Genomic DNA, 20,235 nt, shown 5'->3' with positions numbered 1-20,235 from the left:
ATCGGGGCTGTGGCCAGCGCCTGGTCCAATACCCCATCTGGGCATAGTTCGATTGCGTGGATAGTGGCCGGACCCGGACGGTCGGGACGGCAGCAGGCACTCCATTCCGGTCAGTCGCTTTGCTCGAAAGCAGCCCTTCAGGATCTGACGCGCCGCGCGCAGTCGTCATCGTGGCCCGAGCCCATCACATGGGCGGCACAACCCCATCCTTCTCCACTATGACACGTTGCGCCACAAACGCGCCCTGCTGCACGGGCGTCGCCACCACGAAGACCTTCTTGCCCGGCGTGAGGTCGCCGCGCGTTGCCGGGGCAAAGGTTACGACCGGAACATTGGGCGGCACGGTCACTGTCTTGCTGCCACCCTTGTACGAAAGCTTCAGGTCGCGACCGCTGGTACCTTCGACGACGGCATCCACGTTCCCATTCGTCATCGTACTGTTCGGACCCAGGTCCCACGCGTAGTGCCCCTCACCCGTGCCGCGCGCGGCTTCCGGGAAGAGCAGAACTTCGGTAGCGGTCAGCCTGCCGTCGGCGCCCCTCGTGGCTGCCGTACCTACAAACGAACCGGGCCTGATCTCAGACAGATTGATCGCCTTGACTGCCGAGACCGTCACGGCAGGTTTGATTTCGACGGACACGGTCTCACCGCTGCGGCGGTGCACCTTCAGGATATCGCCATCGAGTGCAACAATCTCGCCACGAATGCGTTCCGGCTTGACCGCCGGCGTCTGTGCGAGCGTCACGCCAACGAAAGCGAAGGTAGCCAGCGTAAGGCCGAGTTTCATGCGAATTGACATGGATGCTCCGTCAATGTCGGAAGAGAGTGAAGTGGACCGAGACAGCTCAGGAACCGCCAAACCGGTTGTCCCCTAGTTTGCGGAGTATGGGCGCGAAATCAGAGCCGAACCCGGTTCAGGCGCAGCGCATTCATTACCACGGACACCGAACTGAAACTCATGGCCGCAGCCGCGATGACCGGTGAGAGCAACAGGCCGAAGACCGGATACAGCACGCCAGCCGCAACCGGTATGCCGAGCGCGTTGTAAATGAACGCGAAGAACAGGTTCTGCCGGATGTTGCGCATGGTGGCGCGGCTCAGGCCCCGTGCCCGCACGATCGCCCGCAGATCACCCTTGACCAGCGTGACGCCAGCACTCTCCATGGCGACGTCAGTGCCCGTACCCATGGCAATTCCGACGTGCGCCTGGGCGAGCGCAGGTGCGTCGTTGATACCGTCTCCCGCCATCGCCACGATACGTCCGTCCGCCTGCAGGCGCTTCACTACCACGGTCTTCTGTTCGGGAAGCACGTCGGCGAACACCTGGCCGATGTCGAGCTTGCGGGCCACCGCGTCAGCAGTCACGCGGTTGTCGCCGGTGAGCATCACGACCTGTATCCCCTGCGCGTGAAGCGCGCGGATTGCTTCCGGTGTCGTGTCCTTGATCGGATCGTTGACGCCGATAAGTCCCGCCGCCTCGCGGTCCACTGCCACGAACATCACGGTCTGGCCTTCCGCTCTCATGGCCGCCGCCTGCCCGTCCAGCGCGGCGGTACCGACGCTGAGCGCGTCCAGCAAACTGCGGTTGCCGATGCCTACTTCATGGCCATTCACGACGCCGGTCACACCCTTGCCCGTGAGCGACTTGAAGTCGGCCACCGGCAACAGCGCGAGGCCCTTCTCCTGCGCCCCCGCGACGATCGCTCCCGCCAGCGGATGCTCGCTGGCCCGCTCGAGGCTTGCGCCGAGCTGCAACACCTGATGATCGTCGAATCCCAACGCCACCATCACGGCCGTGAGCCTCGGCTTGCCCAGCGTGAGCGTGCCCGTCTTGTCGACGACCAGCGTGTCCACCTTCTGCAAAGTCTCCAGCACCTCGGCATTCTTGATAAGGACCCCCGCACTGGCGCCGCGGCCCGTGCCGACCATGATGGCCATCGGCGTCGCGAGCCCCAGCGCGCATGGACAGGCGATGATAAGTACCGCGACCGCGTTGATGATCGCATGGGCCATCCGCGGTTCCGGCCCCCAGCCGCCCCAGACTACCAGCGTAATGAGAGCAGCAACGATTACGGCCGGAACGAAATAGCCGGATACGACATCCACCAGTCGCTGAATCGGCGCGCGGCTACGCTGGGCTTCGGCAACCATGCGCACGATCTGCGCGAGCAGCGTCTCGGCGCCCACTCGTTCGGCGCGCATGACAAGCGAGCCGGTGCCGTTCAGCGTCGCGCCAATGACGCGCTCGCCTGCCTGCTTTTCGACGGGAAGAGGTTCGCCCGTCACCATTGACTCGTCGACCCCGCTCGTGCCTTCTTTCACCACACCGTCCACCGGGATCTTCTCGCCCGGTCGCACGCGCAGCACGTCCCCCGGCCGGACCTGCGCCAGCGGAATGTCCTCTTCGTGCCCGCCGTCCCGCACAATGCGCGCAGTTTTCGGAGCTAGACCGAGCAGCATACGGATGGCGGCGTTCGTATGGCTGCGCGCCCGCAGCTCCAGCACCTGACCGAGCAGCACCAGCGCCGTGATGACAGCCGCTGCTTCGAAATACATCGGCACGCTCCCGTCCGGCATCCGGATATTTGACGGGAAGACGGACGGCATCAGGCGCGCCACTGCGCTGTAGCCCCAGGCGACGCCTACGCCCAGGGCAATGAGCGTGAACATGTTCAGGCTGCGGTTGACCACCGACTGCCAGCCGCGCACGAAAAGTGGCCAGCCACACCACAGAACGGCGGGCGTAGCGAGCGCGAACTCGAGCCACTGGAGCGTGTCGTGCGCGATGAGGCGCGACGCGGCGGCCGGCCAGAGATCGGCGCCCATCGCCATGAGGAACAAGGGGAGCGCGAGCGCGACGCTGGTCCAGAAGCGCCGTGTCATATCCGCCAGTTCCGGGTTCTCCAGTGTGGGTGCCGCAACCTTCGGCTCGAGCGCCATGCCGCAGACTGGACAGGCGCCGGGGGCGCCGCGCACGATCTCGGGATGCATCGGGCAGATATATTCGGTAGGCGTGGCTGGAGCCAGGGACGGCACGTCGGGTTCCAGCGCCATCCCGCACTTCGGGCAGGTGCCAGGCCCCGGCTGGCGGATCTCCGGATGCATCGGACAGGTATAGCTGCCGACTGCGTCGCCCGCCGCGCCGGAGGGTGGGGGCGTGATGTACCTGGCAGGATCCGCCTCGAAGCGCTGCAGGCAGTGCGCCGAACAGAAGTGATACGTCCGCCCCTGATGCGATGCGTGGCCCTCCGCTGCATTTTCCTCGACGGTCATCCCGCGTACCGGATCGGTGTTCGCCATGATCGCTCCTTCCCTGCTCGACGCGCAGCGCGCGTCCTGTCTTCGAAGCTGCATGCTCTTCCAGACGGCTGCGCTCCGGGGCGCAGGCGAACCCGTGGCGCTACTGCCCGCAGTATTTACGCAAGACAGCGGGAACTATTCTTTGCCCGCCAGTCGCCGCCCGAGGCTCCCGGGCGGTACCCGCGCCGGACTGGTCGCGGCGATCCTGACGCGAACCCATATCATTCATCATGAGTAGCATCGACAACGGGCACGCCAGGATCAGCAGGGCGTGCTCCAGCCTGATCACGAGGCTTCGGAATCCGGGGAAGGCGCTATATGTGACCAAGAGCAGCCAGGCTCGCGCCGGTCGCAACCATGGTTTTCGTGCCTTTCACAATGTGACTCCTCACACGATCTTCAGTTGTCCCCGGAGAGCGCTGACAGGTATGTCACTTCAACCGCAGGAACGGGATACCCTCGATCGCCTGCGTCATTCCTCATGCATGGACTTGCCGCTCGAGGCCCTGGCGGCTATTTCGCGGGCTGCGCCGTGCCCGACTTGCTCCTGCAGCGTCTGGACCGCGGACGAACGGAACCACATCAACATCGGCATGGAGGGCATCAGTCCCTGCCCGCAGGCCGCCGTTCGGATTCTCGCGCGGTGCTCGAGCCAGACTCGTCACGATGACCCCTGGATGAGTTCATACCTTTCATCATGAACAGCATCGACAACGGGCACAGCAGGAACAGCAGGTAAGGTCCCAGGCTCAGTACGAGGCTCTGGAATTGCGGGAATGCGATGTATGCCACTGCCAGCACGCCCAGCAGGCCGGCACCGGTGGCAAGCATGGTTTTCGTGCACTTCATGGTGTCACTCCTGTATCGATCTTCCGTTGTCTCAGGCGATCGGTGAAAACGGGCATGTCATTTCGACTGTCGGGTCTGGATCCTGTCGGCATAGGCGCGGATCATCTTCTCATCGTCTGCATCGCGGTTGGGGCGCCCGTCCATACCATGTGGCTTCCCTGACGTTCACGGCGCTCTCTTTGCCCCTTGCAACAGCCGGCCCGCGATCGGTCGACCGGTGACCCGGATAACGGACTGGTGCGGTCGCGCCAGGCGGCCCCATCCCAGACATCTGCGAAGGGGCCGGGCACTTATCCATAATTTCACTCTAGACGTTCCTCCAATTGGAATGTCAAGGTCTTTCAACCGCACCCAACTGCACAACAGACGAAACCATCTGAAGCCCGACGCTCGTATGAAGAAAAGGTGTCGCGTCGGCAGAGCGACCTTCCTCTCGGGCCACAATGTCCGGTCAGCATGACGTCGCAACGGATCGGAACCGCACTGCATCATGCGGGTTTGACCCCAATCACGCCTCCGCAATCGGGTATCGGGCGGCCACCGGAAAGCATGCCTTCCGGTACCACTTCCTGGCATCCTTTTGCCCGATTAACCGGAGCTGCTTCGACCTCACCCGGTAAAGGCGTTTTTCATCATCGCCACACCGACGCCCTTCCGCCATTTTGAGTCGCCCGCTGCCTCGCTGGGCTGCCGGACACTTCGGCGCACGGTCGAAAGAGCCTGATTTACCCCCGCGGACAGTGTTTCGTAGTCCGCACCGATAGCGAGATGAGTGGTACGCTACAGATACGTCAGCGACAGAGCGACGCTGAAGAACACGACGCATAAAACGGATCGCAGGAATTTCGTGACCAGCCATATTGGCGAAGCTGAACCATCCGGTCCTGATGGCCGTCGGCGTGGGCATGAAGTACGAAGGTGCAGTGATGGTGAGGTTGATGTCCTGGGCGAAGACGTACACCGTGAACCGCGCGGGGCTACGCGTCAGATCGCACGCGACGGCAAACCCGGGCTTCCCGTTGCGTCCGCCGCGCGAGCGCGGCATCTGGCCCGCTTTCCTACTCGCACTGGCGACGCACGCGCTGCTCGCGTTGTTCCTGTTCAGTGGCATCCGCTGGCAGAGCAGAACGCCTGCGGGAGCGGATGCGGAACTGTGGTCCGCGGTGCCCGGCATGGCGCCGCCATACCCGCAGGCGCCGCGCGCCCTTGCCCAGCCGATCCGGCTGCCCACACACAATGAACAGGCCGACATCACGTTGCAGGAAAGGCAACGCCGGAAACAGGTCGCCGCGCCACGCGCGACCCCAACAAAGCCTGAGCGGCAGAGCGCCAGGCAACAGCAGCAGAGCCAGCTGAAACGCGAACAGGCAAAGCAGCCACTAACCACAGTGCAGCGAACGGCCGAACAGCAAAGAGAACTGGACGTGAAGCAGATGCCGCAAAGGTCCCGGGAACAGGCGAAACAGACGGCTGAGCAGGATCGTACGGCGAGGCTCGCTGCATTGCAGGCCATGGCCGCTGAAGAGCCGGCAGCGAAGGGTGGCCTCGCGAACAGCGAGACCGGCTCCGGCGGTACGGCACCGTCGGCCGATTATGCCGACAGGGTCAGGCAGCGCGTGCGGCCGAACATCATCGCGCCGGGCGCCATCGAAGGGAATCCAGTTACCGTCATCGCAGTTCGCCTGGGGCCGGGCGGGGTGCTGCTTAATGCAGCCATTCAACGCTCGAGCGGCAATGCTCAATGGGACGATATCGCGTTGCGCGCCGTCCAGAAATCCGATCCGATGCCGCTCGACGTGAACGGTCAGACGCCCGCGAGCTTTCTGATTACGCTGCAGCCGAAAGACGGAGGCGGCTGATGGTGCGCTGTCTGCGGGCGCAACCGTGCGCCTGTCGCGCAGATCAGTCAACAATCCCGGTGCCGCTTCTCACGCATCTGCCTGTGCATGAATACAGACGCTTCGTACCGCAGGATGCGGGAGTCGATGCCGCCGGTTGCGCAAAGAAAGCCTGTCGCGCGGGCAAGTTCATTGCGATTGCCGACGTTGGGTGTCGGTACGCCGGGCGTGGTGGGCGCACGATAAGACTTGCCGCAGACGCAGGCGCAACGATCGACGTCCGGTGAACTGGCTCCCAAAAGCGCTCTGGCGGAAACGGCCCCTCCAAACTTGTTGCTGTCTGCGTCCAGACGCTTCGCGAGCGCTTGCGCCAAGCGTCCAGGAAACACCAACTAAACGCTTCCTGTGCGTCTGTATGCCCACGCCATCATGGCCAGACCCACCAGAATCATCGGCAGCGACAGCCACTGCCCCATCGACATGCCCATTGCGAGGAGGCCCAGGAAATCGTCCGGCTCGCGCGCGAATTCCACCGTGAATCGCGCGAGACCATAGCCGGTCAGGAATATGGCGGACGCGGCGCCCACCGGGCGTGGCTTGCGCGTGAAGAACCACAACACAAAAAACAGTACGATGCCTTCGAGCGCGATCTCGTACAGTTCGGAAGGATGCCGCGGCAGCATATGGTACTGCGCGAACACTGCGTCGAGATTCCATCGCGACGCGAGTTGCGGATGCGCCGCGAGCCATGCAGCATCGTCTTTCGCTGCAGTGGGGAACAGCATCGCCCATGGCGCCTGCGGATCAGTGACGCGCCCCCACAGTTCGCCGTTGATGAAATTGCCAAGACGCCCTGCGGCAAGACCGGCGGGCACCATCGGCGCGACGAAGTCGGTGACCTGCAGCAAGGTGCGTTTGCGTTGATACGCAAACAGCACCATCGCCAGCGTTACGCCGAGCAGGCCGCCGTGAAACGACATGCCGCCCTGCCAGACTTTCACGATATCGAGCGGATGCGCGAGGTAGTAGTTCGCCTTGTAGAACAGCACATAGCCGAGCCGCCCGCCGAGAATCGTGCCGACGATGCCGTAGAACAGCATGTCGTCGATGTCCCTGGCGCTCCAGCCCTGCGCAGCAACATGTGGCAGACGCAACCGCAACCGGCCGACGACGATGGCCGCGATGAACGCCACGAGGTACATGAGGCCGTACCAGCGCACGGCGAGCGGTCCGAGATGAATGGCGACAGGATCGAAGTTCGGGTGAATCAGCATTGCCCGGCATTCTCAAAGGCTCGGCCTGGCTGCAATCGGGCCTGACGACACCATTCGCGTGACTGCCCCGACTGCAACGATGGAAGCCGTTGGCGCGCGCGCCCGCAGTTGCCTTTCCATGGTGCCGTCTGTGTCATGGGTTTCATTGCTCAGTGGCGCGTCAAACCGCTGCCCTTGAAGCCTGACTTCCAGAGCAGCGATTCATATTGCTGCGACATCACGTAGGATTGCACCTGCGCCATAAAATCCATCGTCACCACGACGATAATCAGCAGCGATGTTCCCCCGAAGTAGAACGGCACGTTCCAGCGCAGGATGATGAATTCCGGTAGCAAGGCAACCAGTACCAGATAAGCGGCACCGGCCAGCGTCAGACGCGTCAGGACCGTGTCGATGTAACGCGCGGTCTGCTCACCCGGGCGGATGCCTGGCACAAACGCGCCGCTCCTCTTGAGGTTGTCGGCTGTTTCCCGGCTGTTGAGTACCAGCGCGGTGTAAAAGAAGCAGAAGAAGGCGATCGCCAGTGCGTACAGGAAGACATAGGCCGGCTGGCCCGGCGAAAGCTGGCTGGCGACGTTCTTGAGCCAACGCGTGTTCTCACCCGTGCTGAACCAGTTCGCGAAAGTCGCCGGGAACAGGATGATCGACGACGCAAAGATCGGCGGGATCACGCCGGACATGTTCAGTTTGAGCGGCAGGTGCGACGCCTGGCCGCCGTAGAGCTGGGCACCCACCTGATGCTTGGCGTAATTCAGCAGGATCTTGCGCTGCCCACGCTCGACGAACACCACGAAGAAGGTCACCGACACGACCAGCGCACCAATCACGATCGCCGAGAAGATAGCCATTGAACCCGTACGCACCAGTTCGAACAGGCCGCCAACCGCGTTGGGCAGGCCCGCCGCGATACCGGCGAAAATGATGATCGAGATGCCGTTGCCCAGGCCACGCTCGGTAAGCTGTTCGCCGAGCCACATCAGGAACATCGTGCCCGTCAGGAGCGTCACCGCCGTGGTCAGGCGGAACAGCAGGCCTGGATCGATCACGAGGCCAGGCTGATTTTCCTGCGCCACCGCGATGCCGAACGCCTGAAAGGTGGCCAGCACTACAGTGGAATACCGGGTGTACTGCGTGATCCTGCGCTGGCCGGCCTGACCTTCCTTGCGCAACGTCTCGAGTTGCGGCGACACGATCGCCAGCAATTGCATGATGATCGATGCGGAGATGTAGGGCATGATGCCCAGTGCGAAGACCGTAAAGCGCGACAATGCGCCCCCTGAAAACAGGTTGAACAGGCCCATGATGCCGCCCTGTTGATGCTGGAACAACTGTGCCAGCCGATCGGGGTCGATGCCCGGCACCGGGATGTGCGCGCCGATCCGGTAGACGACCAGTCCTAGCAGCAGGAATATCAGCCGGCGGCGCAGATCGCCGTACTTCCGGCCGAGCAAACTGGCGTAGCGAGGAGTCTCAGAATTTGCCATGAACACCTCCGTGTTGCCCCGTGCACAATTCAGCCTGCGCGCTCTGCTGTTGCCCCGCCGGTTGGGTCACAGCCCAGAGGATCCAACTGGTCGCGCCTGCCACTTCAACCCTCGCGCATATGGCGGCACCGACAACGCAGGACTGCTGGAAAGGGGGCCGTTGATCCACGGTCCGCGCTTAACCATTCATTCCGTGGCGTGCATGATCGTTACCCATTGTCAGCCGCGGGTCGCCAGGGGCTGGTCCATGTCCGGACAGCATCGATCCTTCACCTCGCCATTCCGCTTCCCAATCTCGGGTAATGCTGATCGTCTGGCGTCTCCGCAGTGCCGGACCAGGTGCCTCAGGCAGTCACGCATCGCGCGAAGTTCTTCGAGGCACCCGTTTAACGAATTGATGTGCTCGAGAGCGAGCGCCCTAATCTCGTCACGGGTGCGATCAGCGTCCTGCCATAGTCCGAACAGACGCTGGATCTGCCCGATCGTAAAGCCAACGCGACGGGCGCAACCGATGAGCCTCAGCATGTGGGCGTCCTGCTGGCCGTACTCGCGATAACCTGCAGCGTTGCGCAAGGCGGGATGCAGCAGGTGACTGCTGTCATAGCAGGGAATCAGTTTGGCTGAAACGCCGGACACCCTGGCTGCCTGTCCGATATTCACGCTGCCTCCGTTCGCCCACGCGTCCCGTGCAGTCCGTTGTCCGGGGATCGGTACAGCCCCCGTACGCGCTCCCGTCTCACGCGCCCATCGCCCGATGACGCCTGATAGCCGGTAGAGAGATCGGGCTATGCCGACACCTCGTTACTTCAGTTCAGCGTACAACGCTCCGCCATGGGAAAGTCAAGGGCTTTCCGTGCACAGGGATAACCATCGCACTGGCAATAATGCTCAGGCGGCTCGGCGATCCGGTGCAATGCCGGCGATCGGCGGCCCGCTTTCTCCCCACGGTCAGATGACGCGATCCGTAAAGCCGACGCAGGAAAAACGACCACCCAACCGGTAACGCCGTGCCACTGCTCCCTCTGCGGGCCGTTTCAGCTGACCTGCTGGATACCTGCGAGCAGCCAGCCCTCCCCCCGCTTGGCTTGCCTTGACAGGGTCCACATCTCGGAAAACGGTTCGGCTGCCGCGCCCGCCGTCTCGCGGATCAATCCGTGGAAACGCACGGTCGCAAGAGACTCGTCGCCGCTCTCCTCAACGCTAACGATTTCCGCATCGAGTTGCACGACATCGGTGTGGTTTGGCGTGGCGCCACGCTCGTCGAGATCCACCTTGATCTCGGCAAACATCTCCGGCGTGGTGAATTCGCGGATCTCATCGAGGTCATCCTTGTCCCACGCCGACTGCATCCTGACGAAGTAGACCGTCGCATTGTGCAGGAACGCGTCGGTGTCGAAACCGGCCGGCAAGCCCGAAGGTTGTGCCGGGCCGACGATGCCCGCCGAGGGGGCCGCAGACATATCCTGTACCTGCTGCGGCCACGCACCGTGCGGCGCGGAATCTAACCCCGGCCTCGCGCCCTGCGTGTACCATCGCCCGCCGTCGGCGCGGCGGCGGGCAAGGAGGCGAAACACCCCGACCGCGACCAGTGCCAGCGCCGCGATAATCAGAAGATTTGCCATCGCTCCCGCGAGCGCACCACCCAACCCGAAGTGGGACAGCAGTGCCGCAATGCCGAGACCGGCGGCGAGACCGGCAATCGGCCCGAGCCAACGGTTGGGCGATGGCTGGGGCGTGGCTGCAGGTGGCGTGGAGGGCGTGGAGGGCGTGGCCTGTTGCGCGCGCGATGGCGACATTGGCTGGACTGGCGTGCTTTGCTGGCGTTGGATCGATTGCGATTGTCGGCCGAAACTGCGACCGCCTCCGAGCCGAGCTGCATCCGCTTCGTTTGATGCGAAGAAACCGAGAGCGAGCACAGCGGCCGCGGCGAGCATCGTCACACGGTTCAGGGAAATCGACCGGAACACGCGACTTAACCGATTTGAATGTGGGCTGTCCATAAAACCTCCTCGTGAGGCAAAGGGTATGGAACACGGCGGTCCTGACGACTACGGAATCAGACCGCTGCAGTTGCTGAGGCCTTCGCATGCAAGGGCTCACAGATCATTGCTTAAGTTCACCTTACAACTTTCCACGATAGGAAGGTCAAGCTCTTTTGATCATCTCGCCTCCGCCCCCCGATGTGGATCTCGGTGCCGCGTTGAACCAGACGGCCATGCGTGACCACGAAGATGAACATGTCAGCATTGGGCATCAGGCGGCTGAGGTAGCCAACGTACGACGGATGCAGACCTTGCCGTCAAAACACGTGCAATGTCGTTGGCCGCGACGCCTTGATCGTTCCGTCGTTGTCCGTGTCACGAAAGTTCTGGAGGGCGGGACGCATCTGGAAACAGCGTAATGCCCTACGCACAAACGATTGACTTTCCAATCGAGGCAAACCCCGGACTCGGGACTATGGTCGACCTTGCGGAGAATTTCCATGTACCGCTACACGGCAGAAAGCAGGCAGTGCGTGCACAACGCCTGCGTGATTGCAAACGCCGATCAATGCAGTCGACCACGAGTGCAGAAGTCAGCGTCGATCTGGGCGTCGCCAGGTATTGGTGCACAGCATGCGGACCATCGCCGTACTGCAGAAGACGACGGGGGAAACTGGAGTCGCGATCAGAACGATCACCCCTCTTCGGCGAACGGTCGCGGATGTGATCGAAAAAGTGAATGGGGTTACATACGAGATCGCGCTCGCGATCGCAAGTGGTGTTCGTCCAGCGATGAGGCGTAAAGGCGCACGCTATCGCACGGCGGTCAGCTACGTGCCGCAGCAATTCGAAGACAGACTCGTGCGGCAGGTCCCGGAACAAACGGAAATAGACGATCTCGTCCTCCGGTTTCCTGATGTGCGGTTCGAGCTGCTGTATTCAGCGGGCCGTCGACTTTCCTCTGAACTGCAGGACGGCAAAAACTATCGCTATGCTTTGCTAAACATTGGTGGTGAGAATCGCACTGACACCGTCCTCCGTTGCGAAGCGGCGCTTCGGGAATTAACGTTACCGTTCGACGATCCGGCGCAGTCACCGTCCGCGCATGCCACATCGGGAGCTCACTGAACCCGACCAGACGATCATGAGCGGCTGACCTGCCTGGACGGCCCGATCCAGCGCTTTGAGCGTGCCCAGAATTTCTCAGTGCAAGCCTTGTTGCCGCGAGCAGGCCGATCAAAACCGGGCACAGCTCGTTCGTTCGACTTCGAATCCAATCGTGGCCTGGCGAGCGCCACTCCATCAGGGTCGCTGATGCCTCTAACCCTGATTCACTTTGCACCTTCTCACGATGGAAATGTCACGAAATTTCGGTATGGAACCCGCGACGGGCGGGTTGCCACCGAGCCGCAAAGCGAAGCGGCGCAACCGCGTTTTCTTTCATCCGCAGCAAGCCCAAATTCGTACGATTCAACGATGCATCGGGCTGCCGGTTTCGGTCCGCGACGTGTGGACTTTCTCCGCAACGCAAACAGCACGGTAGCGACGGTGCAAGAAGAGCGCCATGTCTGCATGGCGCCAGCGGATGGGGAGCCCAAGCCCGTCTGGGGAAACGACGCCGGGCAGCGAGACACGGTCGTGGACCCGATCGAGCGGAACCCCTTTTGGCGCGTCGCACGCGTTGTACATCGAACCGCAAACGGTATTGATGCGCAACGCGGCATGCGTCTATCGTTGTTCAGGCAGACGTTACTTCGGTTGCGACACGACCCGCAAATACGGCTTGAGCGTCTTGAAGCCCTGCGGATACTTCTTCCTGGCATCCTCGTCGGAAACGGATGTCGGAATGATGACGTCATCGCCCGGCTTCCAGTTCACCGGCGTGGCAACCGCGTGCTTCGCGTTCAGCTGCAGCGAATCGAGCAGCCGCAGCACCTCGTCAAAATTGCGGCCCGCGCTCATCGGATACACGAGCATGGCCTTGACCTTCTTGTCGGGTCCGATGAGGAAAACCGAGCGCACCGTGGCATTGTCCACTGCCGTGCGCGGACCACCACTTGCGTTCGGGTGGATCATGTCATACAGCTTCGCGACCGTCAGGTCCGCGTCGCCGATCAACGGATAGTTGACCGCGTGTCCCTGGGTCTCTGCAATATCCCCGACCCATTTCTGATGGTCGCTGACGGGATCGACGCTCAGTCCGATTATCCGGGTGTTGCGTTTCTCGAATTCCGGCTTCAGGCCGGCCATGTACCCGAGTTCGGTAGTGCAAACGGGGGTGAAATCCTTCGGGTGAGAGAACAGAATGGCCCACTTGTCCCCGATCCATTCGTGAAACCGGATCGTTCCTTCCGTTGTTTCCGCCGTGAAATCGGGTGCTTCCTCGCCAATGCGGATCGACATGTCAAACCTCCACTACGTGCGTGAGTCGGAGTCATCCCGCCGCGAAGCAGCGGGCACTCCGGGTTGAGAATCACGAATATTCATTGTGTACCTTTCCGGGAATGAAGCGAACCTGGATGACGTCCATACCCTTGGGGCGGTATCCAGACTCTCGCCGTCCGACCGTTGCGATGGTCGCCGCCCTGACGGGTTTGCATCGCTCAAAGACTCCCGCTGTCCACGGCATGACCTTCCGCGCGCCAGCGCAGCATGCCGCCCGCGAGGTTGGCGACCTGATCGAACCCCGCCTGCTGGAGGATGATCGTGGCTTGAGCCGAACGCCCTCCGGCCCGGCAAATGGTCACGATAGGGCGGTCCCGCGACAGCTCGCTGACCCGCTGGGACAGGTCACCCAGCGGGATGAGCGTGGCGCCGCGAATCCGTCCCAGCGAACCGACGAACTCCATGGGTTCCCGCACGTCGATCACCTGGACCGAATCCACGTTTTCTTCAAGCCATTGCGGCTGAAGTTCCCATATGCCTGCAAAGGTATAGTTCAACGGAGCCCAGTCCGGATCAGCCGTCTGTGTTGGATCATTCGTAGTGAGGCCGCATTTCAGATTGGCTGGGACCGCGACATCAATCTTCCGGGGATGTGGCAGTCGAAGGTTCGCCATGTATCCGACGAAGTCGTCCTCGCCCAGTTCGCCGCCTAACCTCGGATTGAAGCGCCGCTCTTCTGCGACACTCGTTGCAGTCAGCCCACGGTAATCGTGAGCGGGGTAAAGCAGACATGCTTCAGGTAGCGTGAATAACTGCTGATGCACCGACTGGTACATGGCACGCGGATCGCCGTTCTGGAAATCGGTGCGACCGCTGCCTCTGATCAGCAAACAGTCACCGGTGAACGCCATGCTTGCGTCGTCCAGCACAAAGGTCAGGCATGCATGTGTATGACCGGGCGTTGCTCGGATCTGCAGATGGCGCACGCCAAATTGAATTTCATCCCCGGGTGTCAGATAGCGGTCCGCGCCGACCGCTCCACTCGCTGCCGAAACGGCGATCCGGGCGCCCGTCCGGCGCTGGAGCATCCAGGCGCCCGTGACATGATCCGCATGGATGTGAGTGTCCAGCGTGTAACACAACCGCAAACCGAGTTCTTCGACAAGCGCCGCGTCCCGACGTGCCTGCTCGAACACCGGGTCAATGATCACCGCTTCGCCGCTGTTACGCTCGGCAAGGAGGTATGTGTAGGTTGCTGATTGCTGGTCGAATAGCTGCCGGAAAATGAGCATGGTCGAACTCCATGGCCCGGCGAGGAGCCGTTGAAAGTCGCATACACAAACTTGACTGCGCTCGGCAGGGCGACCCGGGTTGTGGTTGGTCATCTGCCCTGAACACCATCCGGCGACGTTGCATTGATCGATGTCCAAAGTCCCCCAGGCCGTCGGCGCAAGTCAGACACCAACCGTCGCAATGCCGCGAAAAAAACCGTAGCGGTCGACGACAGCCACGGCATAGCCCGCGACGCCGATACCGGCTATTGCCATCGATTGCTATCACCCGGGACGGATCACGGCTGTGTAGCCGGCAACCGAAATGGCTCGGACAATCTCGCCTGATGGCACGTCAGAAATTACCGTCACGCATTTCGCACCCACATCCACAGTGACCGAAACCACCGGGTCTGCTTCCCTTACGGCCTCGGTGATTGCGCGTGCGCAACGCCCACAGGTCATGTCATCGACTGAGAACTGCATGATCATGCTCTCCCGTTTTACGCCAGCAGGTGGGCTGGTCACGTATTGAGGCGACCAGCGGTCGGACGAAGGGTCGTCAGCCCATTGGCCGGCGATCGTCCGTCGGAGTATCCGTTTCTGCATCAATGGGACGAACGATGTCTGCCTCGATCCGTTGTATGCCCTGTAAAATCGCGCAGCCCGAACGGCTGTCCCCGGCACACTGCTGCGCGAGTTGATCAAGCGAATCGCGCATGGACGTCAATTCGGCTATCTGCGCGTTGAGTTCCGCGATGTGTTTCAGGGCAACGGCCTTGACATCGGAGCTGGCCCGATCCTCATCTCGCCACAGGGCCAGCAACTGCCGGATGTGCTCGATGGGAAAGCCGAGCGAGCGCGCCTGCCGGATGAAGCGCAGCACGTGAACATCGCTGTCCTTATAGATCCGGTAGCCACTCCCGCTACGCCCGTGTGGCTGGATCAGGTCAATGCTTTCGTAGTACCGGATCATCTTGACCGACATGCCGGTGGCTCGTGCGGCGTCGCCAATGTTCATGGTTGTCCCCCTTTATTGGTTATCCGTAGACTCAAACGTGCCTGTTACGTTCACTCGGCGGACGCCAGCGCGTGAGCAGGAGTGCATTGCCCACGACGCTAACGCTGCTGGCCGCCATCGCGGCGCCTGCGATCACAGGGTTGAGCAGTCCCAGGGCAGCCAGTGGAATACCGATGACGTTATAGGCAAATGCCCAGAACAGATTCTGGCGAATCTTGTTCCACGTGTGACGGGACAGATCGATCGCATCGGCCACCAGTGACGGATCACCCCGCATCAGTGTAATGCCCGCCGTGTGCATCGCAACATCGGTCCCGGTCGCCATCGCAATCCCCACGTCAGCAGCCGCCAGTGCCGGCGCATCGTTGATGCCGTCGCCAACCATCGCGACCACACAATTTCCGACCCTAAGTGAATTCACGGTCGCGGCCTTGTCCTCGGGTAACACGTTGGCAATCACTTGCTGAATACCCAATTCGAGGGCCACTGCGTTCGCGCTGCCCTGGTTGTCGCCTGTGACCATCACCGTGTCGATGCGAAGCGCGCGCAACCGGTTCACCGCGTCACGCGCGGTATCTTTCACCGTGTCGCCGAACGCGAGCGCACCAACCAGGCGCGGTGCGCCGGTGACGTCCGCCAGCCAGGAAACCGTGTTTCCTTCGCGCTCCCAATCGCTGGCGACAGCGAACAGGGAGCCCATGTCGACCTGCGACTCGGCCATGAGCCGGGCGTTGCCAAGCCGCAACTCACGCATCATGCCGGCGTGCGACAGATGGGCGGTCATGCCGCGCCCCGGTAGTGCCTGAACCCGTTCGCATACGGCAAGCTCGCCCCCGTGGCGCGAGGCGGCCGCAAGCACTGCAGTAGCAAGGGGATGTGAGCTGCCGGCCTGGATGCTGGCGGACATCGTCAACACCTCGTCTTCGGTGGCGCCCGTCGCGGCGACATAAGCCAGCAGCTCGGGTTTGCCCTCCGTGAGTGTACCGGTCTTGTCGAAAGCGACAACGGCGATTCGATGGGCCGCCTCCAGGGCTTCGGCATCCTTGATCAGGATGCCGCGCCGGGCTCCCGCACCCGTGCCCGCCATGATGGCGGTCGGCGTGGCCAGTCCGAGCGAACATGGGCAGGCGATGACCAGGACTGTTACCGCATTGATGATCGCGTATTCGATACCTCGGCCGCCCATCCACCAGCCAACCAGTGTGACGGCGGCAATGCCCAGCACGATCGGTACAAAAACAGCCGCGACACGGTCGACCTGGCGCTGGATGGGCGCCTTGACCGCCTGGGCGTTTTCGACGAGCCGGATGATCCGCGCCAGTGTCGTTTCCGCGCCAATTGCCGTTGTCTTGACCCGTAACAGCCCATCGCCGTTGATGGCGCCGCCGACGACCTGGTCGCCGGGCGCCTTGACGACCGGCAGACTCTCGCCTGTCAGCAGCGATTCATCGAGATAACTGGTACCGGACACGATCACACCGTCGACGGGCACCCGCTCGCCAGGCCGCACGACGACCATGTCGCCCACGTTGATAGCGGCAACGCGGATATCGTGTTCAAGACCATCGCGCAGGACCCGGGCGGTTTCCGGTCGCAACGCGTGGAGAGCCCGGATCGCGCTGGTGGTCTGGCGCTTCGCCCTCGATTCGAGCCATTTGCCAAGCAGGATCAACGTGATCACCGCGGCCGCGGCGTCGAAATACAGATCGGGGGCGGTATCGCCCGCGCGGGTCAGCCACAGCCAGGTACTGAGTCCATAGGCCGCCGAAGTCCCGACAGCCACCAGCACGTCCATATTGGCCGCACCGGCCTTCAACGCCTTCCACCCAGCCCGATAGAAACGCGCACCGAGCCAGAACTGGACCGGCGTCGCCAGCAGCCATTGCAACCAGACTGGCAGGACGACGTGCATACCCAGAAAGCCGGCCAAGGTTGGGATCACCAGCGGCAACGACAGTGCAGCAGCGACGATCACTGGCCATGCTTCGATCCAGGCGCCAGGCTCCGCCTCTTCGTCGATTTCCTGCGCGACTGCAGCCTGATAGCCAGCCCGTTCAATCGCCGCGACGAGCTCGTCCGCGGTGACGGCATTCTGCAGTATCCGGATACGCGCCCGCTCCGTGGCGAGATTGACGCTCGCAGCTTCGACGCCCGGTGTGCGCACGAGCGCTTTCTCGATACGCGCGACACAGGATGCACAGGTCATGCCGCTGACGCTCAGCTCGATTTCAGCCTCTGCGACGTGATACCCCGCCCGGTCGATCGCTGCGTTGAGCGCCTGCGCCGCGAGATCGGATCGCGCGTTGATCACCGCCGATTCCGTGGCGAGACTCACACTTGCACGTTTGACGCCCGGAACGCTAAGAAGCGCCTTTTCCAGGCGCGCCACGCACGATGCGCAGGTCATGCCCTGAATTGCGACCGTCCAGTCGCGGGTGTCGACATCCTCGTCCGTCTCAAATGTCGCTGGATGACTCATGACTCTCTCCATACCCCCCGTCTAAAGTCATCCTAGACGTTTCAGCGATGGGAAGGTCAAGCGCTATTTTCACCCGCTCCCGGCAGTGGCACGGCGGGTTTCCTGGCCTTGTGCGCTTCAAAAATGCACAACATGGAGCACACAGGTATCTGTCTTCCGGCGGACACCCGATTTGGGTGGCGCCGGAACGTTCGGGAACACGCGTCCCGCGAGATCGAACCGCGTGCCGTGGCGCAGGCGGAAGAAACCGCGCAGTGACCGGGCCGCGTGTGGCGCTTGCCGAAGTCCGGCCGGCAGAGGCGCCGTCAGGATGCGAACATTCCGGTACACAGAGCTGGTCCGGCACACGCGTCCTTATACGGTGCAGCATCAGTTCAGCACCTGGAATGTCACTCAGGAAAATGCAGTCCAACGCCACGTGGCCGAGCCTCGTGATTGCGCGGTGCGCCCGACGGCCAAGTTTGTTTGACCAGGTTGATTGTGCCACGCAGCCAGTGTGTGCTTTGCCCGGTCCTGCAACCTCGCCCATCAGGTCATCTGCATTTCTTCCCCGCTTCTGCGATGCCATCCAGTTTTGCCAGCAACGCCGATGCCTGCGCGGCAGTGGACCCAGAAATGCCAGGTGTTGCCAGTAACGTATGGATCCGGTTGCGCCAGTATTCGGGTTGCGTAACGGAAGTGCCCCGGCGCACGATACTGCCCCGGCTAGCTATCCGTTCGAGCTCGAGGACCATTGTCTGGATGTGCAGAAGCTCCTGCTGCTCATGGAGATTTGTCATTGTCCGACCGCCTCCAGCCCGTTCTTCCATGATTTTTTGCACCCCGCTTCTCTCATGAGATCTGGCGCGGTCAGGCACTGAATCAACCTTCGGAGTCGGCATTGCCGCGGACCGGCACAGCGCTGGATATCAACGCCCCCAAAGTTTTTCTCATTGGCATCTACATAATGTTTCGGGATGAGTCGTCCAGACACTGAAGCCTTCGCATAGGACTGCTAAACGATTCCATGCACTGTTCCAATGAAGTTCACAGCCGAAGCTCACAAGCTGGATCATGCTTCTCCCTGCTCGTCGCGCCCAATCGACACGTTTGCAGGCGAAGTGAACATGAAGCGTGGCACGTCGAGGTTTTGCGGCGCAGGCTTGTTCCCGAAAACGCGGCAAGCGAGGTCGTAGGTAGAGCCATGGCACGGGCAGAGAAAGCCGCCCGGCCAGTATCAGGGAGACTGGACTGCGGGCCTTCCTGGAATCGCGCTGCAGGTGTGCAGCCCAGATGCGTGCAGACGCCGACGATAACAAGGAGATTCTTATGATCGGAACACGATCGGTATTCGTTCCTGCAGTAGGTCGGCAGGGGCATCGGGAACGGATGTCGGGTGGTCGGGTCCGCGACCATCGGGTCCGCCGTAACCACACTTGTCAGCATTCTGTCGGTCCGGTTGACGAGAAACACCGGCATGCCGCGCCAGGCGACCATCATCATTTCGCCGCCACGCAGAGTGCTGATATCTGCATCGACCGGTACGCCTGCTGCCTTGGCACGCTCGGACGGCGCGAACGAATCGACAAAAGGCACGAGGGTAGCCACGCCCCCAATGCCTCCCGCAACCGACGTTGCGATCAGCCACCTGCAACGGTTGTCGTCCGCACTTTCCTGATGATCTACTGTCACGGCGCGCCCCCATGCTGTCGCTGTCCATGCTTCTTTGATCCTGATTCTGTCGTGGCGTTCTGTCTGGAATTCGACATCCCATACCCGGACGGCACCAGCTACCGCGTCTTTGCGCAATGGAGTTCGATCCTGTCCGTGGCGAACGGGAGCCGCTCGGGTTAACCTCGCCTGGCGCGTGATGTCAGGCATTCTTCGTCGCGTCAATCAGCGTGAAGGTACTCGTGGTGTCCTGCGTTGTCGCACGATGCCGGACACCGCGCAAATACACGGAGTCGATCTGCCCGTAAGACACCTCCAGACGACCTGTCGCGCTGATCGCGATTTTCACGTCGGCCGCACTGCGCCAGCAAACTGACTGATCGGCAGGTCTCATTGATCGGTCTCTCGGTCAAGTGATTTCGGGTCAAGCTCTCCGCCGTGTCACGGCTGGGCCGATTCGCATCGCCGTATCCGTTGACGGAATCGACTGGCGGGTGGCACAGTACCGTAGCGGCACTTCTTCCTGTTCTGACAGGCGCGATGTCCTCGCTGCAAACTTTCTTCAATGTGCAATCGAGGACGACTTCCTTTACACATATTCCGTAACCGCGATCTGCACGAGGGAGCGGGCCCATCGATGAACGCGCGCGAAAACATGTTCCCTGCCAGGCAGTCGCCCACGCAATAAGGCCACGCGGGCGG

17 protein-coding genes and 1 pseudogene are annotated in these 20,235 nt (G+C 62.0%); 2 read left to right on the top strand and 16 right to left on the bottom strand.

The features are described from left to right. Positions 1-184: 184 nt before the first annotated feature. From BCY88_RS31765 to BCY88_RS31750, 4 genes are all read right to left on the bottom strand, one after another. Positions 185-799 (bottom strand): hypothetical protein, encoded by a 615-nt coding sequence (locus BCY88_RS31765; RefSeq protein WP_120348089.1) that lies wholly within the window; start codon positions 797-799, stop codon positions 185-187. Between the two features lie 98 nt (positions 800-897). Then, the gene (locus BCY88_RS31760; RefSeq protein WP_120348088.1) at positions 898-3,300 is read right to left on the bottom strand and encodes a heavy metal translocating P-type ATPase; all 2,403 of its coding nucleotides are present in this window, start codon (positions 3,298-3,300) and stop codon (positions 898-900) included. A gap of 100 nt (positions 3,301-3,400) precedes the next feature. Next, positions 3,401-3,628, bottom strand: a complete 228-nt coding sequence (locus tag BCY88_RS40820; protein ID WP_183081500.1) for a DUF2933 domain-containing protein — start codon at positions 3,626-3,628, stop codon at positions 3,401-3,403. A 275-nt stretch (positions 3,629-3,903) separates the two neighbouring features. Next, positions 3,904-4,149, bottom strand: coding sequence for a DUF2933 domain-containing protein (locus BCY88_RS31750; RefSeq protein ID WP_120348086.1), 246 nt, complete (start codon positions 4,147-4,149; stop codon positions 3,904-3,906). A gap of 860 nt (positions 4,150-5,009) precedes the next feature. Here BCY88_RS31750 and tolA point away from each other — a divergent pair. Continuing rightward, entirely contained in the window at positions 5,010-6,008 is a 999-nt protein-coding gene (tolA, locus tag BCY88_RS31745) for a cell envelope integrity protein TolA (RefSeq protein ID WP_259461576.1), read from the top strand. Between the two features lie 371 nt (positions 6,009-6,379). On the opposite strand, the gene lgt is transcribed toward tolA, so the two are convergent. The 4 genes from lgt to BCY88_RS31725 all read right to left on the bottom strand — a co-directional run bounded on the left by lgt (position 6,380) and on the right by BCY88_RS31725 (position 10,745). Next, positions 6,380-7,261 (bottom strand): prolipoprotein diacylglyceryl transferase, encoded by an 882-nt coding sequence (lgt, locus tag BCY88_RS31740; protein ID WP_120348085.1) that lies wholly within the window; start codon positions 7,259-7,261, stop codon positions 6,380-6,382. Between the two features lie 149 nt (positions 7,262-7,410). Next, positions 7,411-8,745, bottom strand: coding sequence for a preprotein translocase subunit SecY (gene secY, locus BCY88_RS31735; protein WP_120348084.1), 1,335 nt, complete (start codon positions 8,743-8,745; stop codon positions 7,411-7,413). 219 nt (positions 8,746-8,964) lie between these two features. Further along, positions 8,965-9,405 (bottom strand): MerR family DNA-binding protein, encoded by a 441-nt coding sequence (locus BCY88_RS31730; RefSeq protein ID WP_120348083.1) that lies wholly within the window; start codon positions 9,403-9,405, stop codon positions 8,965-8,967. A 374-nt stretch (positions 9,406-9,779) separates the two neighbouring features. Beyond that, the gene (locus BCY88_RS31725; protein WP_404935752.1) at positions 9,780-10,745 is read right to left on the bottom strand and encodes a Tim44 domain-containing protein; all 966 of its coding nucleotides are present in this window, start codon (positions 10,743-10,745) and stop codon (positions 9,780-9,782) included. A 615-nt stretch (positions 10,746-11,360) separates the two neighbouring features. Between BCY88_RS31725 and BCY88_RS31720 the strand changes: the two genes are divergently transcribed. Further along, on the top strand, positions 11,361-11,855 hold the full coding sequence (locus BCY88_RS31720; RefSeq protein WP_120348081.1) for a hypothetical protein: 495 nt from the start codon (positions 11,361-11,363) through the stop codon (positions 11,853-11,855). A 621-nt stretch (positions 11,856-12,476) separates the two neighbouring features. Here BCY88_RS31720 and BCY88_RS31715 read toward each other — a convergent pair. The 8 genes and pseudogenes from BCY88_RS31715 to BCY88_RS31675 form a co-directional block, all read right to left on the bottom strand. Then, positions 12,477-13,130 carry a peroxiredoxin gene (locus BCY88_RS31715; protein WP_120348080.1) on the bottom strand — a complete coding sequence of 218 codons (654 nt, stop codon included), beginning with the start codon at positions 13,128-13,130 and terminating at the stop codon, positions 12,477-12,479. 200 nt (positions 13,131-13,330) lie between these two features. Continuing rightward, positions 13,331-14,404, bottom strand: a complete 1,074-nt coding sequence (locus BCY88_RS31710; RefSeq protein WP_120348079.1) for an MBL fold metallo-hydrolase — start codon at positions 14,402-14,404, stop codon at positions 13,331-13,333. Between the two features lie 264 nt (positions 14,405-14,668). After that, positions 14,669-14,869, bottom strand: coding sequence for a heavy-metal-associated domain-containing protein (locus tag BCY88_RS31705; protein ID WP_120348242.1), 201 nt, complete (start codon positions 14,867-14,869; stop codon positions 14,669-14,671). Between the two features lie 76 nt (positions 14,870-14,945). After that, positions 14,946-15,404 (bottom strand): Cu(I)-responsive transcriptional regulator, encoded by a 459-nt coding sequence (cueR, locus tag BCY88_RS31700; protein WP_120348078.1) that lies wholly within the window; start codon positions 15,402-15,404, stop codon positions 14,946-14,948. A 31-nt stretch (positions 15,405-15,435) separates the two neighbouring features. Next, the gene (locus BCY88_RS31695) at positions 15,436-17,883 is read right to left on the bottom strand and encodes a heavy metal translocating P-type ATPase (protein ID WP_120348077.1); all 2,448 of its coding nucleotides are present in this window, start codon (positions 17,881-17,883) and stop codon (positions 15,436-15,438) included. Between the two features lie 533 nt (positions 17,884-18,416). Further along, entirely contained in the window at positions 18,417-18,662 is a 246-nt protein-coding gene (locus tag BCY88_RS31685) for a hypothetical protein (protein WP_147408585.1), read from the bottom strand. 272 nt (positions 18,663-18,934) lie between these two features. After that, a pseudogene (gene petA, locus BCY88_RS31680) lies at positions 18,935-19,554 on the bottom strand (ubiquinol-cytochrome c reductase iron-sulfur subunit). A 181-nt stretch (positions 19,555-19,735) separates the two neighbouring features. Next, entirely contained in the window at positions 19,736-19,927 is a 192-nt protein-coding gene (locus tag BCY88_RS31675) for a hypothetical protein (RefSeq protein ID WP_120348074.1), read from the bottom strand. Between the last annotated feature and the right edge of the window lie 308 nt (positions 19,928-20,235).

It is taken from the genome of Paraburkholderia fungorum, from assembly GCF_003610895.1.
GTDB classification, from domain to species: Bacteria; Pseudomonadota; Gammaproteobacteria; order Burkholderiales; family Burkholderiaceae; genus Paraburkholderia; species Paraburkholderia fungorum_B.
Note: the sequence above shows the minus strand (reverse complement) of the source record. Positions and strands in the feature narration are given on the sequence as shown.